Below are 11,710 nucleotides of genomic sequence, written 5' to 3' on the forward strand. Positions count from 1 at the left end.
AATCCCCGGATAGTACTACCCGAAAAATCTGTGTGTCGCTGCTGATGAAACCCGCTGTTTAACCCATTTTCCGCAAGGCTCAGGACAGGCCATGCGCCCCAAAACCAGCCCAACAACGATCTGGGGGGTTCCTCGCCATCGACGGCGGTTTGCAGACCGTTGCTCCTGAACACACGCGCACTCCGTGGAAAGAGTTGCTCAAGGATCTGAAAGTTCCCGAGCGATACACGTGGTTGGCGAGAGTATGCCTCGCGCTCAGTACTCCTGAAAGGCGGATGCTTGAGCACGCTGCGTACTTGTGGCCTGCGCGTTCAAGTCTGTGCACCACATCGGGTACACCCGAAAGCCACGTTTGCCTGCTTGTCGGCCCTCAGTGATACCAAGTTCCGCGAGATGCTCGCGGGTGAATCGGAACAGCCCTCGATTGCCACCATCCTCAATGAACACGAGCAGTCCCGCCGAGGGATCGTCTTCAGTAAAAGGCGCGGTATTCCCATCCGCGTCTCGCCGCCAGAAAGCCACAAACGCGCCCTGTTTCTTAGGCGTAGTTCTTGCGGTGCGGATATGCCAGAGCTCATCCTCGATGAGTACCACGCCTGATTCGTAATCGCTGGTCTGCGGCTCAGGTGTCACGGCTTCGCTGAGGCCCACCACAGCCGCGTATCGCTTGAACGCACTGAACTTCACTGGGTTAGCCTACCGTGGCACATCTCATCAGTCGTAACGTGTTCCGTTCCAGGGAACCGTTCACGTGGCGGTTACGGCACATCGGAAAAAAGGGGACATGGAGAACCAGGACACGCAAAAGGCCCCAAACAAACTGTCTGACCAGTAAGTTTGGGGCCTTATGCCACACAGAGCCGCTTACCAGAATCGAACTGGTGACCTTTTCATTACGAGTGAAACGCTCTACCGACTGAGCTAAAGCGGCCGGCTTCTCCCACACCCGGAGCGGATCACTGATGTGAGCGAAGAACCGAGATTACTCTACCGACTCCGGAGGATGGAACGCAAAATTCCGGAGTGTGACTGCACTCACTCGCCCACAAGCGCGAATGGGTACGCCCACGAACCGCTGAAACGTCGGCCTGAAGTGGGGTCAGCCACCACAGTTCGGGTCGCTTGATGGCACGGTCCCGTTGACGAAGAAGTTGTCCACGACGTCAAGGATGCACTGGTTGCCCATACCGTAGGCGGTGTGTCCTTCACCGACGTTGGTGACGAGGAAACCGGACTCGAGTTGCTCGGCGAGTCCTTCAGCCCAGACGTACGGGGTCGCTGGGTCGTTGGTGGTGCCGATGACCATGATTGGCGCGGCCCCAGAGGCTGCAAGATCGAAGTTCTGCCCCGCTACCGGGAACGGCCAGTTTTCGCAGCTGATCCCGCCATAGGTGAAGAATTCGCCCATGACGGGTGCCGCCTTGCGGATTTCTTCGGCTTCTTTCTTCATCGTGTCGAGGTCCGCGCTTGAGCGGTCGTCAAGGCAGTTGATAGCGGTGAAGGCCTCGGTCTGATTGTTCATGTAGGTTCCGTCATCCGAACGCCCAAAGTAGTCATCGGAGAGTTCGAGGAGGACGGAGCCGTCACGCTGGTTGATTGCGAGCTCCAGCCCTTCGCCCAGGGCTGGCCACAGAACCTCGGCGTAGAGTGGCTGGGCGACGCCATAGAAGGCGAGGGACTGGGTCAGAACACGCTCTGGGTCATCGGTTGGAAGCGGCGATTTACCGAGTCGGTCAAACAACTCGGCAACGGCAGCCATCACTTGGTCGGTATCTCCGGCAACGGGGCAGTCACCGTACTCGACACAGTTTTCCGCGAAGGCGCGAAGGGCGTTCTCGAAACCTACCGCTTGCTGCATGGACTGTTCGAACGCGGTGAGGCGCAGGTCGATTGCCCCGTCGAGCACCATGTTGCCCACGTTTTCGGGGAATATCCCGGCGTAGGTTGCACCGAGTTGGGTTCCGTAGGAGAAACCGAGGTAGTTGATCTTCTCATCGCCCATGAGCGCACGCAGGAGATCCATGTCACGGGCCGAACTCTGGGTGTCGATGAATTCGAGGACCGCACCGGTGTTCTCAAGGCAGGCTTTGCCGTAGTCAGCAGTGGCTTGACGCGCGGCTTCGAGTGCTTTCGGGTGTTCTGGGTCGAAGGACTGCGCAAGGTAGTGGTCCATCTGCTCAGATTCGTAGCACTTCACAGGGGTCGATTGGCCGACTCCACGAGGGTCGAACCCGAGGATGTTGTAGTTTTCGATCAGGGTGGCCCCGAACATGAAGGGCGCGTAGTCCACGAATTCGATGCCTGAACCACCAGGCCCACCCGGGTTGATGATGACGGTTCCCTTGGGTGCGCTACCCGATGACGGTAGTTTCTTGATTGCGATGTCAATCGCGTCGGAGGCTGGATCGGCCCAGTTCATGGGTGCCTGTACGGTGGCGCACTGGAAGTTTCCACCACAGTCCTCCCACTTGACCTCTTGGGAGTAGTAGGTCTCAAAGCCTTCGACTGGTTTGAGGTCACCGCTTGGCGCTGGCGCCTGGGTTGAGGTGTTCCCGGTGGCGGTTGGGTCCGTTAGGGGGTCCTTGGTGCAGGCGGTCAGTGCCAGTGCCGCGATGGCTGCGATTGCCGCAGCCTTGAGCGCTCGTGACGTCAATGAATACTCCGTGGTCGGGTTGTGCCATGCGCTTGGCGCCATGCGCACACGTCGAATGGTTCGCAGTTCGTATTCTTTCACGCCAGCCTGCTGGCTGCCCAGCGCATATGCGGTTCACACGTTCTGTGTGGTGCGGTTGTCGAGCAATTCTGATTGGCGACGATCCTGCCGCCGTCCGGCTTCCGGCCGCGCTCCAGCGTCGCTGGGCTGGGTTGGGGTCTAACGTGCTGGTCGCAGCGAGACCATCATCGCCTCGACGGCGAGTAGCGGTGCCACGTTTCCTGCCAGGCGTTTTCGAGCCACGGTTATTGCGTCGAGTTTGGCGAGGGTCTGAGTTGGGGTGGAGGATGTCGCAAGTTCGTCGATGAACTGTTCCAACTCCACGTTCACGAGCTCGGCCGTTCCCCCAAGTTGGCGCATGAGGACATCTCGGTAGAGCGAGGTCAGATCGAGCATGGCCTGGTCGAGCACGTCTCGCTGATGCCTGGTTGCTCGGCGTTTCTGATCATCCTCGAGTTGTTTGACCTGAGAGCGTAGGGCCGGTGGGAGGGTTTTGCTCCCTTCGGCTCCGAGGGTCCGTAGAAGCTCCGACATCTCGCGGGCATCACGCTCCGTGGAGGCGGCCTTTGCCTCGGACTGGGCTACCTCAACGAGTTCTCCCGCGTAGATGACCGCATCGGAGACTCCACGAATCTTGCGGGCGAGGTCGAGTACCGCGAAGCGCCGCTGCCGTGCCTCGGGATCTCGCGCGTAACGCCGTGCGATTCCGATGTGGGACTGCGCTGCACGTGCTGCGACGAGTGCGGTCTTGGGGTCCACCCCATCGCGGTCCACGAGTAGTTTGGCCACGTCCTCGACTGGTGGCACCCGCAGCGAGACCTTGCGACAGCGCGACCGGATCGTGACCATGACATCCTGCGGGCTTGGCGCGCACAGCAGCCAGACCGTTCGTGGCGATGGTTCCTCGATTGCCTTGAGGAGCACATTCGTGGTGCGTTCGAGCATCCGGTCGGCGTCCTCTATGAGGATGATGCGCCACCGTCCTGCGGATGGGGTACGCGAGGCCTCGAGGATGAGGCCGCGCACCTCGTCAATGGCGATTGTGACCTTGTCGGTGGCGAGCACGGTGACGTCCGGGTGGGTTCCCTTGAGCACCGACAGACAGGTCGGGCAGTGTCCACAGCCCTGGTTTTCGCACTGGAGCGCTGCTGCGAATGCGCGCGCCGCGTTGGAGCGGCCCGATCCCGGTGGTCCGGTGAGCAGCCAGGCGTGGGTCATCGCGCTCGGGTCGGCCACCGCGTTGCGCAGGGTCTCCACCACGGCCTGCTGACCTACGAGTTCGTCCCAGACGCTCATGGGCGCGAACCTTCTGCTTCGAGCGCGCTGTTCAGTGCCTGTGCGTGCTGTGGGAACAAGGCGGACAGGCACTGGGTGGCACGTGTGCGTACCTCACGCGCGATGTCTTCGATGGTTCCGTGCGCATCGACAACGATCCATCGCGCCGGTTCGTCTGCGGCCATGTCGAGGTAGGTTTGGCGGGTTCGACGATGGAACTCGTCACCGGAACGTTCGAGGCGGTCGGGAGCATCGGTGAACCGGGCCGCGCCTGCCTCGGGGCTGATGTCCAGCAGGACCGTGAGATGGGGCATGAGCCCCTCCGTGGCCCATAATGAGAGCCCTCGGACTTGGGTGGGGGTCAGTTCACGTCCACCACCCTGGTAGGCCACCGATGAGTCGATGTAGCGGTCGGTGACCACGACTTCTCCGCGGTCGAGTGCTGGGCGCACGACTGTGTCGATGTGATGGGATCGATCCGCCGCATACAGCAGCGCCTCCGCGCGTGATCCCATGTCGTCGCCGTGCAAGAGGAGTTGACGGATTTCGCGCCCAAGTGGGGTGCCACCTGGTTCACGGGTCAGATTCACCTCGGTTCCAAGCGCCTGTGCAAGCCATTCGCCAAGCAGCGTGGACTGAGTGGTCTTTCCGCATCCGTCCCCACCCTCAAAGGACACAAAAATGCCGTTCGTGCTCGTGTGAACGGGAACGGTGATGGCTGCATCGAATGTCGCGGAATCTGTCACAGGTACAACCCTACGGTCAGCGCCCCCTGCTTGCCTAACCCACAACTGGGCTGTCTTGCTGCACGTTGCATCCGATCGGTTGCGGCGCGGGTTATCCCCGCCTCCACTGCTCTGCCTTGCCCACGGTCGTGTTGATGACCCGTATGGCGGGTTTCCGGACTCAGGGTTCTTTTTCTTGGTAGGTGTTACCGGAAAATCACCATCTTGCCCGAGCACGCGATGAACGCATACACAGTGAACATGCGGTACGAACAAGTAGGCTAGAACCCATGCGTGACTCTGTTCTACCCAATCATCCGGGGTTATCCCACAGCACTCCGAACCTTGCATTGCCCACCCCTGGCGAGGCCTTCGCCGACCACGCCTTCGATGCGGTGCTGTTCGACATGGACGGCACCCTCATCAACTCGATCCCCATCGCCGAACGATGCTGGGGCATCTGGATGCAGGAGTACGGCTATCCGGCAGACCATTTCCACCAGTTCCACGGAACACCTGCCAAGGCCATCGCAGAGCTACTCCTCCCCGAGGAGGAGTGGGAGCGTGGTTTCCAACGCATCGTTGACCTTGAGATGAACGAGACCGACGGCATCATCGTGCTACCGGGCACAACCGACGCATTGGCCGCGATCCCACCACAGGCCCGTGCAATCGTCACCTCCTGCACTCGAGGTCTCGCACTCCTGCGCCTGAACGTGACGGGCCTCGATATGCCCACCCTCGTGTGTGCGGATGACGTTGAGCGCGGCAAACCCTATCCAGACCCGTACCTTCGCGGTGCCCAACTGCTCGGCGTTGACCCGAGTCGCTGCCTGGTGGTTGAAGATGCGCCCTCTGGCCTACGCGCGGGACGAGTCGCAGGGGCCAAAACCATCGCGGTTCCCGGAACCAACGCCTTGGAGGACCTCGACGCCGACGCATACGCTCAAGGACTCGACCGCATCGAGTTCGTGTGGGATGCGTCAGCCAAGCAGATCACAGTCCGCGACCGCATGGCCGGAACCGACTGACTGACCCGACTGCTCGTCGGCAATAGAAACGCCAGCAACAGACCCAGCGGCACGACAGCAACCAGTAGTACAACCGACAGCGCAGAGCCGCTCGATACCACGCGGCAGGGGCCGTGGCCCGCAGAGCACCTGCGGGCCACGGCCCCTCACACTGATCAGCCGATCATTCGCCCGGGTAACGCACACCGACCTGGGCGCGGATCTCGTCCATGGACTCGATCAGATCGAGCGTGTTCTGCCAGGTCATCCGCTCGGACTCGGTCTTTCCCGCGGTGATAGAGCGGGCTACCTCGGCGGCCTCGAACTCCAGGCCGCGAATCTCGTCGCGCTCGTAGCGTGACGTGGAGCCGTCATACCCAACCACCGTGAAGGCGCTCGGGGCGTAGAACGCGCCCTCGATGTCGATGCGGCCCTTGGAGCCGACAATCGACGCGGTCGTGGGGGTCTGACCCCACAGGGTCGTGTGCAGGGACGCGCGCACGCCGTCCGCGTACTCGAAGATGATCGCGATCTGTCCGTCCACGCCAGTCTGGGTCAACGCGCCGCTGGCCACAATCTTGTCGGGAGTTCCCAGAAGGTCGTGCGCGAACGCAACGGGATATACGCCAAGGTCGAGCAGTGCACCGCCCGCGAGTTCCGGGGCGAACAGTCGGTGCTGCGGGTTGAACGGGAAGTACTGTCCGTGATCGGCAAGAATCGTTGTCACCTCGCCGATCGTGCCGTTCGCGACGATGTCGCGCACCGCCGCGATATGCGGCAGGTGGCGCGTCCACATCGCCTCCATCACGAACACGCCCTGTGCGCGAGCCGCGTCGAGTACCTCGCGGGCCTCCGCTGCGTTTCGGGTAAAAGCCTTTTCGACGAGCACATGCTTTCCAGCGTTAATGGCCAGCAGAGCGTGGTCACGGTGGTGCGAGTGGGGCGTCCCGATGTACACGACATCGATGTCTGGGTCGCGCACCAGATCCTCATACGAGGTGTAGATGGTGGTGTCCGCGTCCGCACCAATGTTCTCGGCGATAAACGCGCGGGCTTTTTCTTCGTCGCGGGAGCCGACCGCAGCAATCACGGACGAAGTGAAGTTGGTGACGCACTGGGCAAACTCCCCAGAGATCCATCCAGCTCCGATGATGCCCCACTTCACGGCGGGTGCATCCATCGGCGACGGAGTGAGATGAGAGATCAGCGCTGATTCAATAGTGTTTCCCATATCCCCAACCGTACGCCTAACAGGCGCGAGTCGGGGTTATGCCATGCGGATGAACTAAAGGGTACGGACCGCAATCTCTGGGTCGAGGCGTCCTCCGCGTGGGCGGAACGCGTCCTGGGCCGGGTACCCAACGTTGACCACGAGGAAGGACTTGTGCCCGTTGTCGGCGTTGAAATGCTCATCGAGCTTGGCGGCGTTGAACCCACCCATTGGACCCGCTGCCAGGCCCAATGCGCGGACCGCAAGGATGAAATACCCCGCTTGAATGTGTGCATTGTTGTTCGCCATCTTCGCGGCGGCCTGCGGATTCGACTCGAAGAACGCCCTACGCTCCTCAGCCCACGGCGCGAAGGTGCCGAAGTGTTCGAACCAGTTAGCGTCCGCGGACAGGATCGCCACGAGCGGAGCGGCGGCGGTCTTGTCCTTGTTGCCATCGTTCATTGCGTCCACAAGCGCGCCGCGAGCCTGTTCGGAACGCACCCAGGTGATGCGCAACGGCTGGTTGTTCATCGAGGTTGGCGCCCACTTGATGAGTTCGTACACCTTGTCAGCAAGGTTCTGGCCAACCTCTTCGTCCGTGAACGCGTGCGCGGTGTGCGCCTCATCGAACAGTAGGGCCAGTTGGTCTTCCGTGAGCGAGGCGAGTGTCTGTGGTGCGAGCGTCATGATCCTCTTTCGTGTGTGGTGCTTCGGCGCGGGTAACAACATAAAAACCGCCGCCCTTGTTCCATGCGCCAGCAAAATGTTTGGGCGCGAGGAGGGCGGCGGCTTTGCCGGTTACTGGTTGGCCGACTTACTCGTCGGTTGCAGCCTTTTTAGGTGCGGTTTTGCGCGTTGTCGTCTTCTTAGCCGTGGTTGACTTCGTTGCGGCAGCCTTCGTAGCAGTGGTCTTAGCTGCCGTGGCCTTCTTGGTTGTGGTGGCCTTCTTCGCGGTCGATGCGCGAGTGGTCCGCTTAACCGGCCCCTTGGCGCGCTTCTCTGCGAGGAGTTCCACAGCCTGTTCGAACGTCACATTGTCGACCGTCGCATCGCGTGGCAGCGTACGGTTCGTTGTGCCGTCCGTGACATAGGGACCAAAACGGCCGTCCTTGATCACCACCGGCTTCTCGGAGGTTGGATCGATACCCAGTTCGCGCAGCGGAGCGGACGCGGTAGCCCCACGACCACGCTTTGGCTGCTTGTAGATCTCAAGGGCTTCCTCAAGCGTGATCGTGAGTAGTTTCTCTTCGCTGTCGATCGTGCGCGAGTCGGTCCCCTTCTTCAGGTAGGGCCCGTAGCGGCCGTTCTGTGCGGTGATCTCGGTGTCGCTCTCGGGGTCAACACCCACCACACGTGGCAACGACAGCAGTCTCAGCGCATCGTCGAGCGTGATGGTGCTCAGCGACTGCGACTTGAACAACGATGCAGTGCGTGGTTTCGGAAGTGCGGCCTTTGCCTTTTTCTTGGCTGCGGCGCTCATTCCCTCGTCCAACTCTGGCTCAGGGATGACCTCGGTGACGTATGGGCCGAATCGTCCGGCCTTCGCGACTATCTGGTGCCCGGAGATAGGGTCGGTTCCGAGTGCAACGTCGCCGTCGCCCTGGGTTTCGATCAGTTCACGAGCCTTCTCAACGGTCAACTCGTCTGGCGCAACGTCGTCTGGCACCGAGGCACGCGGTGGGTTCTGGCCCTCTTCGACCGGCTTCGACAGGTCCTCGATGTATGGGCCATACCGCCCTACGCGCAGGAACAATCCCTCACCGATTTCAACCGTGTTGATGTCGCGGGCGTCAATCTCGCCGAGGTTCTCAACGAGTTCCTTCAGTCCATCGTTCTCTGCCGCATCGCCGCCAAAGTAGAACCGGGTCAGCCACGCCGTGCGGTCAGTCTCCCCCGACGCAATCTCATCCAGATCGGATTCCATCTCCGCGGTGAAGTCATAGTCGATCAGCTGGGAGAAGTGGTCTTCGAGCAGCCGGATCACGGCAAATGCAAGCCACGACGGCACGAGCGCCTGACCACGGTTATGCACGTATCCGCGGTCCTGGATCGTGGAGATCGTTGCCGCGTAGGTTGATGGACGTCCGATCCCGCGTTCTTCGAGGGCCTTCACGAGCGAGGCCTCCGTGTAACGCGGTGGCGCGGAGGTGGTGTGTCCATCTGCGGCCAGGTCGGCAGCCGCGAGCGCATCGCCCTGCTCCATCTGCGGTAGGCGGGCGTCGCCCTTGCCGTCCTCAGCGTAGCGCTCGGTGTCCCGGCCCTCCTCATATGCGGCGAGGAATCCACGGAACGTGATGACGGTTCCAGAGGCACCGAACACGGCTTCACGGCCGTTTGCTGCCACCTGGATACGAACGGTCGCGGTCGAACCACGAGCGTCAGCCATCTGCGAGGCGACCGTGCGCTTCCAGATCAGTTCATACAGTTTGAACTGTTCGCCGGACAGCGAGTTCGCCACCTGTGCTGGGGTGCGGAATGAGTCTCCAGCAGGGCGGATTGCCTCGTGCGCCTCCTGAGCGCCCTTGGCCTTGGATGCGTAGTGACGTGGCTTGTCGGGAACGAACTCGGAGCCGTACAGCTCCGCTGCCTGTCTGCGCGCCGCAGAAATCGCCTGGGTCGAGAGTGCCGACGAGTCGGTACGCATGTAGGTGATGTAACCGTTCTCGTACAGGGTCTGCGCCACGCGCATCGTCTGCTTCGAGGACATGCGCAGTTTACGGGACGCCTCCTGCTGCAATGTCGACGTGGTGAACGGTGCCGCTGGGCGGCGCGTGTATGGCTTGGTCTCAAGCGAAAGAACTTCTCCGCCATGCCCGTCAAGCGCTGACACGAGTTCTTGGGCCGCAGACTCGTCCAGGTGAGCCACGTTCTTCGCGGTCAGCTCACCCGCGTCGTTGAAGTCGCGGCCGGTAGCCACACGTTGTCCATCAACCTGCGTGATCTTCGCATTAAATGAGGAACCCGCGTCCGCGCCGCTCAGAGCGGTGAAGGTTGCAGAGATGTCCCAGTAGTTCGCAGGCACGAAAGCCATGCGTTCGCGTTCACGCTCAACAATCAGGCGAGTGGCAACCGACTGCACGCGACCAGCGGACAGACCCTGGCGGACCTTGCGCCACAACACCGGCGATACCTCGTAGCCGTAGAGGCGGTCGAGGATACGGCGAGTCTCCTGAGCATCGACAAGACGCTCGTCGAGATCACGCGTGTTTTCGAGGGCACGCTGAATCGCCTCCTTGGTGATCTCATGGAACACCATGCGCTTGACCGGGACCTTGGGGCGTAGTGCCTCGAGGAGGTGCCAGGCGATTGCCTCGCCCTCACGGTCCTCATCGGTTGCGAGATACAGTTCATCCGCGTCCTTGAGGAGGCGCTTTAACTCGGTGACCTTCTTCTTCTTGTCCGGGTAGATGTCGTAGTACGGGGTGAACCCGTCCTCCACGTCAACCGCGAACTTTCCGTATGGTCCCTTTTTCATATCCGCAGGGAGCTCAGATGGCTGCGGCAGGTCACGGATGTGGCCAACACTCGCTTCCACTTCATAGTCATCGCCAAGATAGTTGGCAATCGTGCGTGCCTTTGCGGGCGACTCCACGATGACGAGCTTACGTCCAGAGGACATGAACGATCCTGCTTCCAGTAAAAGTATTGTTCGGTTCCCTGCTCTGAACTTCGAGCGGGCATGCTTTGGTCAATATATAGCCAAACAACGTATCAGTTCGACCACAAGCACATTGAGATTAGCGCATTCGGGCAACTGCTTGCCTCATGATCAGACTAGCCGCACACACCGCGATGCTCGTGGAGAGTACCGCGAACGACGCCCCGAGGAAGGCCTCCCGTTCAAGAGTAGCCGCTGCTAGTTCCAGGTTTTCCCAGTGCGTGAACGCGCCTCCAAGATAGTGGTACGCCGCTGCCGCACACACCAGTGTTGCAAGCACCATAGTTACCGAGACAATGATCGTGGCTGTATTCATTGGGCGACGTTCAACGGGTTCATCATCGGGAAGCCTCGACAGCGCACAGATCCCCAACGCCCACGCACCGCACACGAGGACCGCCGCGACGACGTCTGAGGGTCGGTGCCACTGGCCGACAAGCGTTGAGACTCCAGTCGCGGTCGTATAGATCGCGCCAGCCACCGCAGCCCAAGGTCGCCACACTCGGGGAACCACAAGAAGAAGGGCAAGGGACACACTCGCAGCAGCGGTCGTATGTCCAGACGGCAACGAGTTACCAGGGGCCCACACCACGCCGAAGTCAGGGCGGTCGAGCACGATCTTCTTCAACACCTGAGTGGTTACATTCGCCCCCACGATGAGCGTGACCGCCTGTATGGCAAGCCACCATCGCTTACGGAGCAGTGCGATCGCGCCCACCACGATAATCGCGCCACCAATGTATACAGTCGAAACGACGTCGAGGATTGGCCCTGCAAGCCACCACAGTTCACCTTTGAGGCCATACGATCCCTTGAATGCGATGTCATCGATGACCTGTCCCCGCTCGGTATTGACGAAGACCTGCCACACGTAGAGCGCCAACAACAACGCAAAGACTCCCCCGGTGAGGGACATCGCTCGCACGAAGACATGCGAGACTCGGAATCTTGTTTTTTCGACCACCCATCTACGGTAATGCCTTGATGTGGAGGAACAGCAAAAATACTGGTCACATTCGCCGGTTTATCCGCAGGGGAAGTACCCATTACGCGGCCCACTCGCCCAAGAAACACCCTCAAGTCACGTCAGCCGCGCATCAGGGTACGGTTTTCTCTGTT

At 60.9% G+C, this 11,710-nt stretch carries 9 protein-coding genes and 1 tRNA gene; 1 reads left to right on the forward strand and 9 read right to left on the reverse strand.

The annotated features are described in order from the left end of the window. Positions 1 to 255: 255 nt before the first annotated feature. The 5 genes from ACFSYH_RS13360 to tmk form a co-directional block, all read right to left on the reverse strand. On the reverse strand, positions 256 to 687 hold the full coding sequence (locus ACFSYH_RS13360) for a MepB family protein (protein WP_377467628.1): 432 nt from the start codon (positions 685 to 687) through the stop codon (positions 256 to 258). A 171-nt stretch (positions 688 to 858) separates the two neighbouring features. Continuing rightward, positions 859 to 931 (reverse strand) — tRNA-Thr (locus tag ACFSYH_RS13365). 168 nt (positions 932 to 1,099) lie between these two features. Then, positions 1,100 to 2,695: an alpha/beta hydrolase gene (locus ACFSYH_RS13370; RefSeq protein WP_377467631.1), complete on the reverse strand. Its 1,596-nt coding sequence runs from the start codon at positions 2,693 to 2,695 to the stop codon at positions 1,100 to 1,102. A 177-nt stretch (positions 2,696 to 2,872) separates the two neighbouring features. After that, positions 2,873 to 4,009: a DNA polymerase III subunit delta' gene (locus ACFSYH_RS13375; RefSeq protein ID WP_377467633.1), complete on the reverse strand. Its 1,137-nt coding sequence runs from the start codon at positions 4,007 to 4,009 to the stop codon at positions 2,873 to 2,875. Then, entirely contained in the window at positions 4,006 to 4,734 is a 729-nt protein-coding gene (gene tmk / locus ACFSYH_RS13380; RefSeq protein WP_377467635.1) for a dTMP kinase, read from the reverse strand. Before tmk ends, ACFSYH_RS13375 begins: the two co-directional genes overlap by 4 nt. A 269-nt stretch (positions 4,735 to 5,003) precedes the next feature. Between tmk and ACFSYH_RS13385 the strand changes: the two genes are divergently transcribed. After that, positions 5,004 to 5,744, forward strand: a complete 741-nt coding sequence (locus tag ACFSYH_RS13385; RefSeq protein ID WP_377467637.1) for an HAD-IA family hydrolase — start codon at positions 5,004 to 5,006, stop codon at positions 5,742 to 5,744. Positions 5,745 to 5,907: 163 nt separating this feature from the next. Here ACFSYH_RS13385 and ACFSYH_RS13390 read toward each other — a convergent pair whose 3' ends face one another. From ACFSYH_RS13390 to ACFSYH_RS13405, 4 genes are all read right to left on the reverse strand, one after another. Beyond that, on the reverse strand, positions 5,908 to 6,954 hold the full coding sequence (locus ACFSYH_RS13390) for a Gfo/Idh/MocA family protein (protein WP_377467639.1): 1,047 nt from the start codon (positions 6,952 to 6,954) through the stop codon (positions 5,908 to 5,910). Positions 6,955 to 7,008: 54 nt separating this feature from the next. Further along, complete coding sequence (locus ACFSYH_RS13395) at positions 7,009 to 7,620, reverse strand: malonic semialdehyde reductase (protein WP_377467641.1); 612 nt, start codon at positions 7,618 to 7,620, stop codon at positions 7,009 to 7,011. A gap of 127 nt (positions 7,621 to 7,747) precedes the next feature. Next, the gene (gene topA / locus ACFSYH_RS13400; protein ID WP_377467643.1) at positions 7,748 to 10,552 is read right to left on the reverse strand and encodes a type I DNA topoisomerase; all 2,805 of its coding nucleotides are present in this window, start codon (positions 10,550 to 10,552) and stop codon (positions 7,748 to 7,750) included. A 118-nt stretch (positions 10,553 to 10,670) separates the two neighbouring features. Beyond that, on the reverse strand, positions 10,671 to 11,555 hold the full coding sequence (locus tag ACFSYH_RS13405; RefSeq protein ID WP_377467645.1) for a phosphatase PAP2 family protein: 885 nt from the start codon (positions 11,553 to 11,555) through the stop codon (positions 10,671 to 10,673). Between the last annotated feature and the right edge of the window lie 155 nt (positions 11,556 to 11,710).

The organism is Populibacterium corticicola (genome assembly GCF_042683685.1).
Classification (GTDB): domain Bacteria; phylum Actinomycetota; class Actinomycetes; order Actinomycetales; family Cellulomonadaceae; genus Timonella; species Timonella corticicola.